The sequence below is a fragment of the Pseudomonas sp. CFBP 13711 genome (genome assembly GCF_014842265.1).
Taxonomy (GTDB): domain Bacteria; phylum Pseudomonadota; class Gammaproteobacteria; order Pseudomonadales; family Pseudomonadaceae; genus Aquipseudomonas.
Window position 1 is genome coordinate 102,735 of record NZ_JACYVI010000004.1, and the last position, 14,947, is coordinate 117,681.

The following is a 14,947-nucleotide window of genomic DNA, read 5'->3' on the forward strand; positions in this document are numbered from 1 at the left end:
AGGCGCATTTCATCGCGCCGTAGGGAAGGTAAGCAACATGGTACAGGTGAGACCCCACCAGCCGATCAACACAGACGGCAGTATCAACCTCGACGCGTGGCTGGATCACGTGGTCAGCGTCGACCTCGCGGTGGACCGACAGGCCCTCAAAGAGGCCTGTGAATTTGCCCGGCACGCCGAGCAACAGGACAACGCCGCCAAGAACCTCTGGGCGGAGGGCACGTCGAGTTTTCAGACGGGCCTGGAAATCGCTGAAATCCTGGCGGACCTCAAGCTCGATCAGGATTCACTCGTCGCCGCCGTGATTTATCGCGGCGTGCGCGAAGGCAAAATCTCGCTGCCCGACGTCAACCAGCGCTTCGGCCCCACCGTCGCCAAGCTCATCGACGGCGTGCTGCGCATGGCGGCGATCAGCGCCAGTCTCAGCCCGCGCCAGTCCCTGGTGCTCGGCACTCAGGCCCAGGTCGAAAACCTGCGCAAGATGCTGGTGGCCATGGTCGATGACGTGCGCGTGGCGCTGATCAAGCTGGCTGAACGCACCTGCGCCATCCGCGCGGTGAAGAACACCGACGATGAAAAGCGCAACCGCGTGGCCCGGGAAGTCTTCGACATCTACGCGCCGCTGGCCCACCGCCTGGGCATCGGTCACATCAAATGGGAGCTGGAGGACCTGTCCTTCCGCTACCTGGAGCCCGAGCAGTACAAGCAGATCGCCAAGCTGCTGCACGAGCGTCGGCTCGATCGCGAGCGCTTCATCACCGACGTGATGTCGCAGCTGTCGAACGAATTGCTGGCCACCGGCGTCAAGGCCGACATCAGCGGCCGGGCCAAGCACATCTACTCGATCTGGCGAAAGATGCAGCGCAAAGGCTTGGAGTTCAGCCAGATCTACGACGTTCGCGCCGTTCGCGTGCTGGTGCCGGAGATGCGCGATTGCTACACCGCCCTCGGCATCGTCCACACCCTGTGGCGGCACATTCCCAAGGAATTCGACGACTACATCGCCAACCCCAAGGAAAACGGCTATCGCTCGCTGCACACGGCGGTGATCGGTCCGGAAGGCAAGGTGCTGGAAGTGCAGATCCGCACCCATGCCATGCACGAAGAGGCCGAACTGGGCGTCTGCGCGCACTGGAAGTACAAGGGCACCGACGTCAAGTCCGGCTCCAATCACTACGAAGAGAAAATCTCCTGGCTGCGTCAGGTGCTCGAGTGGCATGAAGAGCTGGGCGACATCGGCGGGCTGGCCGAACAGCTGCGCGTCGACATCGAGCCCGACCGCGTCTACGTGTTCACCCCGGACGGTCACGCCATCGACCTGCCCAAGGGCGCGACGCCGCTGGATTTCGCCTACCGCGTGCACACCGAGATCGGCCACAACTGCCGTGGCGCCAAGATCAACGGCCGCATCGTCCCGCTCAACTACAGCCTGCAGACCGGCGAGCAGGTGGAGATCATCACCAGCAAGCACGGTACGCCGAGCCGCGACTGGCTGAACTCGAACCTGGGTTACATCACCACGTCTCGGGCGCGGGCGAAGATCGTGCACTGGTTCAAGCTGCAGGCGCGCGACCAGAACGTCGCCGCCGGCAAGGTATTGCTGGAGCGTGAACTGGCGCGTCTGGCACTGCCTCAGGTGGACTTCGACAAGCTGGCCGAGAAGGCCAACATGAAGATGGCCGAAGACATGTTCGCGGCCCTCGGTGCTGGCGACCTGCGCATTGCGCAGTTGGTCAATCTGGCCCAGCAACTGGTCGAGCCTGAACGCGGCAACGAGCAACTGGAGCTGATTCCGCGCAAGGCCACGGGTTACAAGCCGGGCAAGCGCGGGGATATTCAGATACAGGGCGTCGGCAACCTGATGACGCAGATGGCCGGCTGCTGCCAGCCGCTGCCGGGCGATGCGATCGTCGGTTACATCACCCAGGGCCGCGGCGTGAGCATTCACCGTCAGGACTGCGCCTCGGTGCTGCAACTGGGCGGGCGCGAACCCGAGCGGATCATCCAGGTCAGCTGGGGCCCGGTGCCGGTGCTCACCTACCCGGTGGACATCATCATCCGCGCCTACGACCGGTCGGGCCTGCTGCGCGACGTCTCGCAGATCCTGCTCAACGAGCGCATCAACGTGCTGGCGGTCAACACCCGCTCGAACAAGGAAGACAACACCGCGCTGATGTCGCTGACCATCGAGATCCCGGGCCTGGACGCGCTGGGCCGACTGCTGGGACGCATCTCGCAACTGCCGAACATCATCGAAACGCGGCGTAATAGAACGCCGTGATTTTACGGCGGTTGATCGTTCCCACGCTCTGCGTGGGAACGCAGTCCGTGACGCTCCGCGTCACTCGTGGGACGCAGAGCGTCCAGGCGGGCATTCCCACGCAGAGCGTGGGAACGATCAGCTTCAAGCCGTACGCGGATAACTTGAAGCTTGTGGCTTGTCGCTTACCGCTGCGAACTAAGAGAGACCCCCATGTATAGCCTCCAAGACCTGCTCACGCTCATGGCCCGCTTGCGCGATCCGCAATTCGGTTGCCCGTGGGACGTGAAGCAGAATTACGCGAGCATCGTGCCGCACACCCTTGAAGAAGCCTACGAAGTGGCCGACGCCATCGAGCGTGGCGACTTCGATGACCTGCGCGGTGAGCTCGGCGATCTGCTGTTTCAAGTGGTCTATTACTGCCAGCTGGCGCGGGAAGAAGGGCGCTTCGAGTTCGACGGCGTGGTCGACGGCATCACCCGTAAACTGATTCGCCGGCATCCCCACGTGTTCCCGACCGGCGATCTGTACGCGCCGCTGGAAACCCCGCGCCTCAGCGAAGAGCAGGTCAAGCATCGCTGGGAACAGATCAAGGCCGAGGAGCGTGCCGAAAAGGCCAGTGCCCCGGAGCAGCTTTCCCTGCTCGACGACGTGCCGGGTGTACTCCCGGCATTGTCGCGGGCAGCGAAGTTGCAGAAGCGCGCCGCCCAGGTCGGGTTCGATTGGCCGGACGCATTGCCGGTGGTCGATAACGTGCGCGAGGAACTCGACGAGGTCCTCGAAGCCATGGCCGACAACGACAGCGCGGCCATCACCGAAGAAGTCGGCGATCTGCTGTTTGCCGCCGTCAATCTGGCCCGGCACCTCAAGGTCGATCCGGAAAATGCCCTGCGCGCCGCCAACGCCAAATTCGAGCGGCGCTTTAGATTTATCGAACAGGCCTTGCGCGACACCCGGCGCCCCATCGAAGATTGCAGCCTCGAAGAGATGGATGCGCTCTGGGGCGAAGCCAAGCGCCAGGAAAAGATCACGCCCAACTGCGGTTGAGTTGACTATTTAGAGAGAGAAGACAGATGGCGGGTATTTCCCTTCGTGACCAGTTGCTGAAAGCCGGCCTGGTCAATGAAAAACAGGCGAAGCAGGCCAGCAAGAGCAAGCAGAAGGAACAGCGTCTGGTGCACAAGGGCCAAGCAGTGGCGGACGACACCAGCCAGCGCGCGGCCCAGGAAGCGATGGCCGAGAAAGCCAAACGCGACCAGGAGTTGAATCGTCAGCAGCAGGAAAAGATCGAGCAGAAAGCCCGTGCCGCCCAGGTCAAGCAGTTGATCGAAGCCACGCGCCTGCCGAAGCTGACTACCGAGGATTACTACAACTTCGTCGACGACAAGAAGGTCAAGCGCCTGTCGGTCAACGCCCTGATGCGCAGCAAGCTGAGCAGCGGCGCGCTGGCCATCGTGCACCACGGAGGCACCTACGAGGTGATACCCCGCGAAGCCGCCCTCAAGGTGCAGGAGCGCGACCCGCGTCGTATCGTCATGCTCAGCGCCCCGACCGAGGAGCCGGAGGGCGACGATCCGTACGCCGCGTACAAGATCCCGGATGATCTGATGTGGTAAGCGTCTGTCGCGCACTCCGCTAAAACAACAAAACCCGCCAACAGGCGGGTTTTGTTTTGCTGCGATTCCGAAATTACGAGTGACTGGCCTGTAGCTTGGCTTCTTGCTCGGCAAGCTCTGCTGCGTAACGCTGTGCGTCCGATTCGTGATGAAACATCCCTACCAGCTGGTCTTGTTGGCGTACATCCCAGATCTGGATGCCATCGGCGATGGTCTCGTGGGAGATATGGGCGTCGTCGCGTTCAGTAACAGTTACGGTCATAGTGCAAACTCCTGACTCTTGGATATCTGCGGCAGGACGTCGCAGGCCTTCTTTATAGTTTTTGATAGCCGGCTAAGTAAATGTGCACATCTGGCAACAGTTATTTACCGAATTCGTAACAGTGCGCTAAATGCTTGTATTCGAAGGGTGTGTGGCGTTTTGTCACACCCGGTTGAAGGCCATGAAGAATCTTTCATGTAGGCCTGACTCACCTTCCGACGCCAAAAAAAAACCCGCCATGAAGGCGGGGTTTTTCGTATGACGCTCGATGTCAGGCGTGCATCAGCTGCCTTTGACCGACTTACCGTTCACCGTGCCGTCCTGCAGCATGATGTTGTATTCCTTGCCGTCGGTTTCGACCTGTTGCAGGCGAACCAGCAGGTAGTCGTAGTCCTTGGCGAACCACATCACGGTGATGCGCTTGTTCTGCGTTGGATCACGAACGCGCTCGACCTTGATGGCGTCAACCGAGCCGACTTTGGTGTCGACCTTTTCAGTGCCCAGCACGCGGAAGTCATAGGTGTCGATTTCGTCACCGTCGACGACCTGATACGACATGCTCTTTTTGCCCGCCGCCACGTCATGCTGCAGCGCGAGCTGATAGGTGGACTTGTCGAGGATGCCGGCATTCAGCGGGATTTTCACCGCGTTGCCACGGTCCGAGCCGGTGATGAATTTGGTGGGCCAGTCGAATACCAGATCCACCGTCTTGCTCTTGCCCAGGCCGCCACGTTCGAAGTGGTAGGTCTGTGGCAGCAGTTGATCCTTGTCGACCTTGAGGGTGCTGACTTCGGTCAGGCTGGCGATCATCATCGACGCCTTGAAACTCAGGGTCCAGGTGCCGTTGGCGTTCTTCTCGAGGCTGCGGCTGGCGCTGCCACCGCTCATGGGCAGCTGTTTCCAGTCAGCGGTATAGCTGGCGGAGAAAGGTTGAAGGTCTGCCGCGTTGACTGCGGGAAGTGCGAAAAGGGCGAAAGCGAAGAGCAAAGCGCGACGCATAATATCTCCTAAGGTCGGATCAAGTGGCCGCTGGGCCCTAAGGGCTGGCCGTCCAGTGAGGCGCCATGTTCGTTGAGGGTCAAACGTCCTTCGGCGAACCAGCGAATGGCCAGGGGATAAATCAGGTGTTCCTGGGCGTGAACCCTCTGTGCCAGCGTGGCGGGCGTGTCGTGCAACTCTACAGAAACAACTGCCTGTACGACCAGAGGCCCCCCATCGAGTTCCTCCGTGACAAAGTGCACGCTGCAGCCATGCTCGGCATCGCCGGCGTCGAGCACCCGTTGATGGGTGTGCAGGCCTTTATACAGCGGAAGCAGGGAAGGGTGGATGTTCAGCAGGCGCCCGTGATAGTGGCGGACGAACCCGGGCGTGAGAATGCGCATGAAGCCGGCGAGCACCACCAGCGACGGCTGAAACGAATCAATGGCCTCGATCAGCGCCCCATCGAAGGCCTCGCGACCTTCGTAGCCGGTGTGATCGAGCACCAGGGTGTCGATCCCTGCGCGGGCGGCCCGCTCGAGCCCAAACGCATCGGCGCGGTTGGAGATCACCGCGCGGATGCGGGCAGGGCTCGCGCTGTCCTGAAAGCTGTCAATCATCGCCTGCAGGTTACCGCCAGTGCCGGACAGCAGCACCACCACGTCACAGGGTTGGGGCATGTCAGGCATTAATGAGCCTTGACGTTCTTCAGCTCGACTTGCGCAGCGCCTTCGGCAGCCGTGCCGATCTGGCCGATCACCCAAGGCTGCTCGCCGGCTTCACGCAGGGCGTTCAGCGAGACTTCAACGTGTTCCTGGGCGACGCAGATGACCATGCCGACGCCGCAGTTCAGCACGCGGTGCATCTCGTGCTCATCCACGTTGCCTTTTTCCTGCAGCCAGTCGAAGACTGCCGGACGGGTCCAGCTCGCCACGTCGACGATGGCCTGTGCGCCTTCGGGCAGCACGCGCGGAATGTTGTCCAGCAGGCCGCCGCCGGTGATGTGGGCCATGGCTTTTACCGCGCCGGTGTCTTTGATCAGCTTGAGCAGTTGCTTGACGTAAATGCGGGTCGGCGCCATCAGCAGTTCGGTCAGCGGCTTGCCGTCGAGCTGGATGTTTTCGATATCGGCACCTGCCACTTCGATGATCTTGCGGATCAGCGAGTAGCCATTGGAGTGCGGACCGGAAGACGGCAGGGCGATCAGCGCGTCACCGGCGGCAACCTTGGAGCCGTCGATGATATCGGCTTTCTCCACGACGCCGACGCAGAAGCCGGCCAGGTCGTAGTCTTCGCCTTCGTACATGCCGGGCATTTCAGCGGTTTCGCCGCCGACAAGGGAGCAGCCCGCCAGCTCGCAGCCCGCGCCGATGCCAGTCACCACTTGAGCCGCGGTGTCGACGTTCAGTTTGCCGGTGGCGTAGTAGTCGAGGAAGAACAGCGGCTCAGCGCCGCAGACCACCAGATCGTTGACGCACATGGCGACCAGGTCGATGCCGATGGTGTCGTGTTTGTTCAGGTTCAGTGCCAGGCGCAGCTTGGTGCCGACACCGTCGGTGCCGCTCACCAGAACAGGCTGCTTGTAGCCGGCCGGGATTTCGCACAGAGCGCCGAAGCCCCCGAGGCCGCCCATCACTTCCGGGCGCTTGGTGCGCTTGGCGACGCTCTTGATGCGTTCGACCAGCGCTTCACCGGCGTCGATGTCAACACCGGCGTCTTTGTAGCTCAGGGAGGGTTGCTTGCTCATGATCCAGGCCTTTAGGGGGGGATTCGGGGTAACGACCGAGTGGCAACGACGCGGGGCCTTGTCATCGCCGGTCTGCGAAGGCGCGCGATTTTATCAGGGTTGGGCGCAAGCGGCCATCCTTGGGCCGACGGGCAGGACTGTCGTGAAGAAAAAATAACCCGGTTTATCCCGCCGCACCCGTTCGTCGCTGGCGGGATCCGGTGTAACGTTGGCGCCTGAGTGAGCGATTCGGGCGCGTCTGCGGTCAGAGTCGGGTCACTCGTGTTCATGCAGCTATTTATAGCGTTGCCTTTTTACCCAGCGGGAATCCTTCATGCGTCCACCTTCCTTCATGCGCCTAAAAAACTGCCTGTTCGTGGGTTGCCTCTCATTGATGAGTCTGCCGGCGTTCGCCGAGACGGTGAACAATCTCTATCAGGTGCGCGAGCCCGTCAGCGGCCAGACCCCGGACGAGAAAACCCGCGCCACCCAGGCCGCGCTGGAAACCCTGGTCATCCGCCTGACCGGCGACCCAAAGGCCGTGCAGAACGGCGGCCTCGCCGAGGTGCGCAAGGACCCTCAGCAAATCATCAGCCAGTACGGCTACGACGCCGGCCCGCCCGAAACCCTGCAGGTTGATTTCGACCCGGCGAGCACCGAACGCGTGATGCGTCAGGCGGGGCTGTCGTTGTGGGGCACCAACCGTCCGGTGATCATGGCCTGGTGGCTGAACGACGCCACTGACGGCGCCAACCTGGTCGGCGACGGCCAAGCCTCTGCCGAGCCTCTTCGCCGCGCCGCTCAGCATCGCGGTCTGCCGTTACGTCTGCCGCTGGCAGACCTTGGCGAGCAGGGCATCGGCAACGCCAAGACCCTCGACGGCAACAACGTCGGCCCGCTCAAGGAGGCTTCCGAGCGTTACGGTTCGGACGCGATTCTGGCGGTTCACGCGCAGGAAAACGGCGGCCAGTGGCAGGGCAAATGGCACCTGTGGCTGGGGGACAAGATGGAGCAGGGCAGTGCCAGCGGCGCGAGCTCGGCGGAACTGGCGGACGCGGTACTGTTGGCAGTAAGCCAGCGTCTGGCGCCGCGCTTCGTGGTCAAGCCGGGTGCCTCGACGGGCATGGTGCTGGATGTGCAGGGCATGAATCTTGAGCGTTACGCGCAGCTGTTGCGCCTGCTCGAACCGTTCGGCGGCCGCCTGAAATCAGCCGACGGTGATCGCATCGCGTTCGACGTCAGCGGCAGCCCCGATCAATTGCGTTCCCAACTGGCGCTGGCGAAACTGCAGGAAGTGCCGGCCGGTGAAATCGCCAGCGCGCCGGTCAACGCCGCGCCCGTTGCTGCGGACGGCACGCCGGTAGCACCGCAGCCGCCTGCTGTTTCGGACAGCGCATTGCACTTCCGTTGGTGAACAGGTTCATAACGACGTTGCTCGAAGCACATCATCCTGGGGAAAGAGGCAGTAATGACTGATACGCGTCGTTGGTTCTGGCTGGGCGGGGTTGTCCTGGTCTGTTTGTTCGTCTGGCTGCTGCACTCGATTCTGACGCCGTTCCTCGTGGCGCTGCTGCTGGCGTACATGGGCGATCCGCTGGCAGACCGGCTGGAAAAACTGAAGCTGTCCCGCACCATGAGTGTGGTGACCGTGTTCCTGTTGTTCACCCTGATTTTCATGGGCCTGCTGCTGGTGCTGGTGCCAATGCTGGCCAAGCAGCTTTACCGCCTGTACGAACTGGCACCGCAAATCCTCGACTGGCTGCAACACACCGCCATGCCGTGGGCGCAGGCCAAGTTGGGGCTGGCAGACGGCTTCTGGAAGTTCGACAAGGTCAAGGCGGCGATCTCGGAGCACATGGGCCAGACCGGCGACATCGTCGGCATCGTCTTGTCCCAGGCCACGACCTCGACCCTGGCGCTGATCGGCTGGCTGACCAACCTGGTGCTGATCCCGGTGGTCTGCTTCTATCTGTTGCGTGACTGGGACGTGATGATGGCGAAGGTGCGCAGCCTGCTGCCCCGTCACCGCGAGAAGAAGATCGTCGCGCTGGCGGACGAGTGCCATGAGGTATTGGGTGCGTTCATTCGCGGCCAGTTGCTGGTGATGGTCGCGCTGGGCGTGATTTACGCCGCCGGCCTGATGCTGGTCGGGCTGGAGCTGGGGCTGTTGATCGGTGTCATTGCCGGCCTGGCCGCCATCGTGCCGTACATGGGTTTCGTGATCGGCATCGGCTCGGCGATTCTGGCGGGTTTCTTCCAGTTCGGCGGCGACATGTATCCGATGCTGGGCATCGTCGCGGTGTTCATGGTCGGTCAGGCACTGGAAGGCATGGTGCTGACCCCGTTGCTGGTGGGTGACCGCATCGGTCTGCACCCGGTTGCGGTGATCTTCGCGATCCTGGCGGGCGGCGAGCTGTTCGGCTTCACCGGCATCCTGCTGGCCCTGCCGGTGGCGGCGGTGATCATGGTCCTGGTGCGCCATGTTCATGACCTGTACAAGGATTCGGACATCTACGGCGGTCTGGACGACCCGGATCTCTGATTCCCGCGAATCAGGATGCGTACCGGCGCGCGGTGCTCACCGCGCGCCTCCTTTCTCGGCGGGTTTTGCCCGTATTCCCCAGTGATACCAGTGACATACGCAAGCCTTTGATTTTGCTGGCGGTCTGCCGCATTGTGCGGCCAGCCCTGCGGGTATAGACTTTGCGCACTTTTCACAGAGGCCCCTTGGCGGTTCGTCACGAACCGTTCAGCCAGCATGAAACCAGTTCAGCTGCCCCTGAGTGTGCGTCTGCGTGATGACGCCACCTTCATCAATTACTATCCAGGCGCCAATGCCGCTGCACTCGGCTATGTCGAGCGGCTGTGCGAAGCCGAGGCCGGCTGGACAGAAAGCCTCATCTATCTGTGGGGCAAGAACGGGGTAGGGCGCACGCACCTGTTGCAGGCTGCCTGCCTGCGATTCGAACAGATGGGCGAGCCGGCGGTTTATCTGCCGATGGCCGAACTGCTCGATCAAGGCATCGGCCTGTTCGATCATCTGGAGCAGTACGAACTGGTGTGCCTCGATGACCTTCAGGCGGTGGTCGGCAAGCCTGAATGGGAAGAGGCGTTGTTCCACCTGTTCAACCGGCTGCGCGACAGTGGCCGACGCTTGCTCATCGCCGCTTCATGCTCGCCCCGAGAGCTGCCGGTCAAGCTGGCGGACCTGAAATCACGGCTGACCATGGCGCTGGTGTTCCAGATGCGCCTGTTGTCCGACGAAGAAAAACTCCGCGCCCTGCAATTGCGCGCGTCCCGCCGCGGGCTGCACCTTACCGACGAAGTGGGGCATTTCATCCTCACCCGCGGCAAGCGCAGCATGAGTGCGCTGTTCGACCTGCTTGAACAGCTCGATCAAGCCTCACTGCAGGCCCAGCGCAAGCTGACCATTCCGTTCCTGAAAGAAACCCTCGGTTGGTAAGCGCGTCCGTGGTCGATCAGGCTTTGGTCCTGCAAACTGCCGCGGCCCTGCGCCATGCCACACGCATCCTGATCATCACCGGTGCTGGCCTTTCGGCGGATTCGGGTTTGCCGACCTATCGCGGTGTCGGTGGTCTGTACAACGGCGAGACCGACGACGGCCTGCCGATCGAAATGGCGTTGTCCGGCCCGATGCTGCGTCGTGATCCGGCGCTGTGCTGGAAATACATTGCACAATTGGGCAGCGCTTGCCTGGGCGGACGTCCCAATGCGGCGCACTATGCCATCGCCGAATTGCAGCGGCGCAAGCCGGAATGCTGGGTGTTGACGCAAAACGTCGACGGCTATCATCGCGCTGCGGGCAGTCCGCCAGAACGCCTGATCGAAATTCATGGCCAGTTGGCGCCGCTCTACTGTCAATCTTGTGGCGCCGAGGATCCGCTGTTGAGCGAGCGCCTCAACCGACCACTGCCACCGCTGTGCGCCCGCTGTACTGGCGTTTTGAGGCCATCGGTGGTGTTGTTTGAGGAGATGTTGCCAGAGTTGGCACTGAACGTGCTTCAGGAAGAGATGGCAAAAGGCTTTGACGCTGTGCTCAGCATCGGAACCACCGCCAGCTTCCCATACATTCATGAGCCCATGCTGCGCGCTCGGGTGACGGGAGGCTTTACTGCCGAGATAAACCCTTCGCCGACCGATCATTCCGCGCACATGGATGCGTTTCTGAGGTGTAGAGCCTTAGAAGTGATGGACGACATCGTAAGTCACATTTGTTTCGATTGAATTTGCAAATGGGTACGATTGAAGGCATAGTCTCGGCTTCTTTACACTTCAGCCACGGTCGTGCACATGCTAAACCGCTTCGCACCCCTCGTGCCTCTCGCACTCGTAACGCTGTTGTTCGGCTGTGCGGCCCAGATGCCGACGTCGCAACAACAGTCGCAAAGCCCCCAGTTCCGGGACTCTGCCACCGCTCAATCCGCCAGCAAGCGTGCCGATTACGCATCCTCCGTACTGGATGACGAAGTCGCCACCGAAGACGAGCTCGCTCAATTTGCCGATAACAAGCCGTACCGCCTGCCGGTTCTGGCTGACAGCATCCTCGAGCGCGGCAAATCCCTGATAGGCACTCGCTATCGGTTCGGCGGCACGTCGACCACCTCTGGTTTCGACTGCAGCGGTTTCATCGGTTATCTCTTCCGCGAAGAGGCGGGCATGAGCCTGCCGCGTTCCTCCCGCGAAATGATCAACATCGATGCCCCTCTCGTTAAACGCAATGACCTCAAGCCAGGCGACCTGCTGTTCTTCAGCACTGCCGGCCGTGGTCGTGTCAGCCATGCGGGCATCTACCTGGGCGATGATCAATTCATCCACTCCAGCAGCCGCCGCAGCGGTGGTGTCCGCGTCGACAGCCTCGACGATGCCTACTGGGCCAAGACGTTCATCGAAGCCAAACGCGCGCTGGCGATGGCACCTTCAACGGTACCTGCAACCACTACCGCGATGAGCTCGACTACAATCAAGCGCCAAACCCGTTAATTCCGGGCGCGCAAAGGGCTAACCCCTCTTGCGCGCGACCCCGGCCCTCGGCAAAGTAAGCTGCATCCCGCACAGGTTGTCGTGTTTATGTCGTTAACGGTTCGCCTGATCGTCGCCTCTCTGGCTGTGCTGCTGGCCGCATGTTCCAGCACTCCACCGCCTGCTCCACGCAAGGTCGTCTACCGGCCAGTGGTCTCCGCTCCTCCCCAGTTTTCTTCACCGCTCGCCGACGACGTCCTGTTGCGCGCGATCGGCCTCGTTGGCACGCCCTATCGCTGGGGCGGCAACACGCCTGATTCGGGTTTCGATTGCAGTGGCCTGATCGGCTATGTCTACCACGACGCCGCCGGTATCACTTTGCCGCGATCGACGCGGGAAATGATCACGCTGCGCGGCCCGGACATCGACCGCAGCCAGTTGCAGACCGGTGACCTGGTGTTCTTCGCGACGGGCGGCGGCTCCCACGTCAGCCATGCCGGCATCTACGTCGGGGAAGGGCGATTCGTTCACGCGCCGGCCACCGGCGGCACGGTCAAACTCGACAGCCTGGACAAGCCTTATTGGCAAAAGGCCTGGCTGAATGCCAAGCGCGTTATCCAGCCATCGAATCTTGCCAGGCAATAGTCGTTTTTGAGGCAACGTGTTCATGGGCTGCTGCAGGAACACCTGTGCATTCCAGGGTGAAATCCCGTAAACCCGTGGGCGCTCTGCCCACGGTTCGATTGACGCTCCCCAGTCAACCCTCTAACCTTCGCGCCATGTTTCAGGTGCCCGGGACCTTGTTGGTCCACAGGGTGAAACAGGGAAGCCGGTGCGATTGCTCGTGCGATCAATTCCGGCGCTGCCTCCGCAACGGTAAATGAGTCAAGGCCACGCACAATGCCACTGTGTTCGCTGAACATGGGAAGGCGCCTGGCCTGCCACGGTTGTGGCAACTCATGAGTCCGGAGACCGGCCTGATCCATCGAACAGCATCACGGAGGGCGATGCTCTGCTGCAGGCCGGGCCATGTCCGGTGCCTGCTGACAGTCTTTGCCTGTGCCCTCCGTTTGCCACACCTGCCCTCAAGCGGAGAGCTGAGATGAGCGAATCCCCCGAACGTGACGAACGCCACCTGGCGCGCATGCTGCGCAAAAAGGCGGTGATGGACGAGCGCATTTCCAGCGCGCCAAATGAATGCGGATTGCTGCTGGTCCTGACCGGCAACGGCAAAGGCAAAAGCAGCTCGGCGTTCGGCATGCTTGCCCGCGCCATGGGCCACGGCATGCAGTGCGGCGTCGTGCAGTTCATCAAAGGCCGCCACAGCACCGGCGAAGAGCTGTTCTTCCGCCGCTTTCCCGAACAAGTGCGTTACCACGTGATGGGCGAGGGCTTCACCTGGGAAACCCAGGACCGCCAGCGTGACATTGCCGCGGCCGAAGCCGCCTGGGCCGTGACCCGGGAAATGCTCAAGGAGGCCTCTATCGGCATGGTCGTGCTTGATGAGCTGAACATTGCCCTCAAGCACGGCTATCTGGACCTGGAGCAGGTGCTGAGCGATTTGCAGGCACGCCCGCCGATGCAGCACGTGATCGTCACCGGTCGCGGGGCGAAACAGGAACTGATCGACCTCTCCGACACCGTTTCCGATATCGGCGTGGTCAAGCATGCCTTTCAAGCCGGCATCAAGGCGCAGAAAGGCATCGAACTGTGAGTGAGCGCCAGCCCCGGCACTGCCCGGCAGTATTGATCGCCGCGCCTGCGTCCGGTCAGGGCAAAACCACCGTCACCGCCGCACTGGCCCGTCTGCATCGCAATCAGGGGCGCAAGGTGCGCGTGTTCAAATGCGGGCCGGACTTTCTCGACCCGATGATTCTCGAACGCGCCAGCGGCCATCCGGTGTACCAACTGGACATGTGGATGATCGGCGAGGCCGAAAGTCGGCGCCTGTTGTGGGAAGCCGCCGCCGACGCCGACCTGATCCTCATCGAAGGCGTCATGGGCTTGTTCGACGGTACGCCCTCCAGCGCAGACCTGGCCCGGCGCTTCGGCGTTCCGGTCCTCGGGGTTATTGACGGCACGGCCATGGCCCAGACCTTCGGCGCACTGGCGTTGGGATTGGCGCGCTATCAGCCGGACCTGCCATTTGCCGGCGTGCTGGCCAATCGCGTCGGCACGGTGCGCCATGCGCAGTTGCTCGAAGGCAGCCTGACCGAAGGCCTGCGCTGGTACGGCGCGCTGTCCCGTGAAACCGGCATTGAGCTGCCCAGCCGGCACCTCGGCCTGGTGCAGGCCAGCGAATTGAATGACCTGGACATGCGCCTTGACGCCGCGGCCACCGCGCTGGCCAGCACCTGCGACGCCACGTTGCCACCGTCCGTGACCTTTACCGCGCCGGAATTCGTGCCGGCCGAACCGCTGCTGGCCGGCGTGAAAATCGCCATCGCCCACGACGAAGCGTTCGCGTTTTTCTACGGCGCCAGCCTCGACCTGCTACGGGAGATGGGCGCCGAACTGTCGTTCTTTTCGCCGATCCGCGACCGCGAACTGCCCGACGCCGACAGCCTGTATCTGCCGGGCGGTTACCCGGAACTGCATCACACGGCGCTGGCGGAAAACCACAGCATGCTGGCCGCGATTCGCGCGCACCACGCCGCCGGCAAACCCTTGCTCGCCGAATGCGGCGGGATGTTGTATTTACTCGATGCCCTGACCGATGTCGACGGCCAGCGCGCCGAAGGGGTGGGCTTGCTCAAGGGGGAAGCCGTGATGCAAAAGCGTCTGGCCGCCCTGGCCCTGCAATCGGTCGAACTGCCGGAAGGCATCTTGCGTGGCCACACCTATCACCACTCCCTGACCAGCACCGAGCTGACCCCCATCGCCCGCGGCCTCAGCCCCAATGGCGGGCGCGGCGCCGAAGCGGTGTACCGCGAAGGGCGCATGACTGCGTCGTATGTCCACTTTTACTTTCCCTCGAATCCCCAGGCGATGGCGGCGCTGTTTTTGCCATGAGCCCATCTAATTCAACCGCCGCATTCTGTGGGAGCGAGCCTGCTCGCGAAGTGGGCGCGTCCGATCCCACTCCTTTTCTGAAAAACCGCTTTCGCGAGCAAGCTCACTCCTAC

Annotated in this window: 15 protein-coding genes and 1 riboswitch; of the genes, 11 read left to right on the forward strand and 4 right to left on the reverse strand. The window is 62.1% G+C overall.

Annotated features, from left to right (window positions below; translation table 11 throughout):
* Positions 1 to 37: 37 nt before the first annotated feature.
* The 3 genes from relA to IFT47_RS09615 all read left to right on the forward strand — a co-directional run bounded on the left by relA (position 38) and on the right by IFT47_RS09615 (position 3,876).
* Complete coding sequence (relA, locus tag IFT47_RS09605) at positions 38 to 2,281, forward strand: GTP diphosphokinase (RefSeq protein WP_192172862.1); 2,244 nt, start codon at positions 38 to 40, stop codon at positions 2,279 to 2,281.
* Between the two features lie 192 nt (positions 2,282 to 2,473).
* Entirely contained in the window at positions 2,474 to 3,307 is an 834-nt protein-coding gene (gene mazG, locus IFT47_RS09610) for a nucleoside triphosphate pyrophosphohydrolase (protein ID WP_192172861.1), read from the forward strand.
* A 26-nt stretch (positions 3,308 to 3,333) separates the two neighbouring features.
* On the forward strand, positions 3,334 to 3,876 hold the full coding sequence (locus IFT47_RS09615) for a DUF2058 domain-containing protein (protein WP_074890960.1): 543 nt from the start codon (positions 3,334 to 3,336) through the stop codon (positions 3,874 to 3,876).
* A gap of 73 nt (positions 3,877 to 3,949) precedes the next feature.
* Here IFT47_RS09615 and IFT47_RS09620 read toward each other — a convergent pair whose 3' ends face one another.
* The 4 genes from IFT47_RS09620 to purM all read right to left on the reverse strand — a co-directional run bounded on the left by IFT47_RS09620 (position 3,950) and on the right by purM (position 6,863).
* Complete coding sequence (locus IFT47_RS09620; RefSeq protein WP_122535701.1) at positions 3,950 to 4,138, reverse strand: hypothetical protein; 189 nt, start codon at positions 4,136 to 4,138, stop codon at positions 3,950 to 3,952.
* 282 nt (positions 4,139 to 4,420) lie between these two features.
* Positions 4,421 to 5,137 (reverse strand): DUF3108 domain-containing protein, encoded by a 717-nt coding sequence (locus IFT47_RS09625; protein WP_192172860.1) that lies wholly within the window; start codon positions 5,135 to 5,137, stop codon positions 4,421 to 4,423.
* Between the two features lie 8 nt (positions 5,138 to 5,145).
* Complete coding sequence (gene purN, locus IFT47_RS09630; RefSeq protein WP_192172954.1) at positions 5,146 to 5,796, reverse strand: phosphoribosylglycinamide formyltransferase; 651 nt, start codon at positions 5,794 to 5,796, stop codon at positions 5,146 to 5,148.
* 8 nt (positions 5,797 to 5,804) lie between these two features.
* Positions 5,805 to 6,863 (reverse strand): phosphoribosylformylglycinamidine cyclo-ligase, encoded by a 1,059-nt coding sequence (gene purM, locus IFT47_RS09635; protein ID WP_192172859.1) that lies wholly within the window; start codon positions 6,861 to 6,863, stop codon positions 5,805 to 5,807.
* A gap of 331 nt (positions 6,864 to 7,194) precedes the next feature.
* On the opposite strand from purM, the gene IFT47_RS09640 reads away from it, so the two are divergent.
* The 8 genes from IFT47_RS09640 to IFT47_RS09675 all read left to right on the forward strand — a co-directional run bounded on the left by IFT47_RS09640 (position 7,195) and on the right by IFT47_RS09675 (position 14,834).
* On the forward strand, positions 7,195 to 8,256 hold the full coding sequence (locus IFT47_RS09640; protein WP_192172953.1) for a DUF2066 domain-containing protein: 1,062 nt from the start codon (positions 7,195 to 7,197) through the stop codon (positions 8,254 to 8,256).
* 54 nt (positions 8,257 to 8,310) lie between these two features.
* On the forward strand, positions 8,311 to 9,384 hold the full coding sequence (locus IFT47_RS09645; protein ID WP_192172858.1) for an AI-2E family transporter: 1,074 nt from the start codon (positions 8,311 to 8,313) through the stop codon (positions 9,382 to 9,384).
* 216 nt (positions 9,385 to 9,600) lie between these two features.
* Positions 9,601 to 10,305, forward strand: a complete 705-nt coding sequence (hda, locus tag IFT47_RS09650; protein ID WP_074890952.1) for a DnaA regulatory inactivator Hda — start codon at positions 9,601 to 9,603, stop codon at positions 10,303 to 10,305.
* An 8-nt stretch (positions 10,306 to 10,313) separates the two neighbouring features.
* Complete coding sequence (locus tag IFT47_RS09655; protein WP_192172857.1) at positions 10,314 to 11,087, forward strand: NAD-dependent deacylase; 774 nt, start codon at positions 10,314 to 10,316, stop codon at positions 11,085 to 11,087.
* Between the two features lie 66 nt (positions 11,088 to 11,153).
* Positions 11,154 to 11,843 (forward strand): C40 family peptidase, encoded by a 690-nt coding sequence (locus tag IFT47_RS09660; protein ID WP_192172856.1) that lies wholly within the window; start codon positions 11,154 to 11,156, stop codon positions 11,841 to 11,843.
* Between the two features lie 87 nt (positions 11,844 to 11,930).
* Positions 11,931 to 12,467: a C40 family peptidase gene (locus IFT47_RS09665; protein WP_192172855.1), complete on the forward strand. Its 537-nt coding sequence runs from the start codon at positions 11,931 to 11,933 to the stop codon at positions 12,465 to 12,467.
* A gap of 124 nt (positions 12,468 to 12,591) precedes the next feature.
* A riboswitch (cobalamin riboswitch) is annotated at positions 12,592 to 12,817 on the forward strand.
* A 107-nt stretch (positions 12,818 to 12,924) separates the two neighbouring features.
* Entirely contained in the window at positions 12,925 to 13,536 is a 612-nt protein-coding gene (gene cobO / locus IFT47_RS09670; protein ID WP_192172854.1) for a cob(I)yrinic acid a,c-diamide adenosyltransferase, read from the forward strand.
* Positions 13,533 to 14,834 carry a cobyrinate a,c-diamide synthase gene (locus IFT47_RS09675; protein WP_192172853.1) on the forward strand — a complete coding sequence of 434 codons (1,302 nt, stop codon included), beginning with the start codon at positions 13,533 to 13,535 and terminating at the stop codon, positions 14,832 to 14,834. The genes cobO and IFT47_RS09675 overlap by 4 nt, the downstream gene beginning before the upstream one ends.
* The last annotated feature ends 113 nt before the right edge of the window (positions 14,835 to 14,947 follow it).

Coding starts and splice junctions, on each gene's coding strand:
- relA (WP_192172862.1), top strand. CDS start 38: ATGGTACAGGTGAGACCCCACCAGCCGATCAACACAGACGGCAGTATC.
- mazG (WP_192172861.1), top strand. CDS start 2,474: ATGTATAGCCTCCAAGACCTGCTCACGCTCATGGCCCGCTTGCGCGAT.
- IFT47_RS09615 (WP_074890960.1), top strand. CDS start 3,334: ATGGCGGGTATTTCCCTTCGTGACCAGTTGCTGAAAGCCGGCCTGGTC.
- IFT47_RS09620 (WP_122535701.1), bottom strand. CDS start 4,138: ATGACCGTAACTGTTACTGAACGCGACGACGCCCATATCTCCCACGAG.
- IFT47_RS09625 (WP_192172860.1), bottom strand. CDS start 5,137: ATGCGTCGCGCTTTGCTCTTCGCTTTCGCCCTTTTCGCACTTCCCGCA.
- purN (WP_192172954.1), bottom strand. CDS start 5,796: ATGCCCCAACCCTGTGACGTGGTGGTGCTGCTGTCCGGCACTGGCGGT.
- purM (WP_192172859.1), bottom strand. CDS start 6,863: ATGAGCAAGCAACCCTCCCTGAGCTACAAAGACGCCGGTGTTGACATC.
- IFT47_RS09640 (WP_192172953.1), top strand. CDS start 7,195: ATGCGCCTAAAAAACTGCCTGTTCGTGGGTTGCCTCTCATTGATGAGT.
- IFT47_RS09645 (WP_192172858.1), top strand. CDS start 8,311: ATGACTGATACGCGTCGTTGGTTCTGGCTGGGCGGGGTTGTCCTGGTC.
- hda (WP_074890952.1), top strand. CDS start 9,601: ATGAAACCAGTTCAGCTGCCCCTGAGTGTGCGTCTGCGTGATGACGCC.
- IFT47_RS09660 (WP_192172856.1), top strand. CDS start 11,154: ATGCTAAACCGCTTCGCACCCCTCGTGCCTCTCGCACTCGTAACGCTG.
- IFT47_RS09665 (WP_192172855.1), top strand. CDS start 11,931: ATGTCGTTAACGGTTCGCCTGATCGTCGCCTCTCTGGCTGTGCTGCTG.
- cobO (WP_192172854.1), top strand. CDS start 12,925: ATGAGCGAATCCCCCGAACGTGACGAACGCCACCTGGCGCGCATGCTG.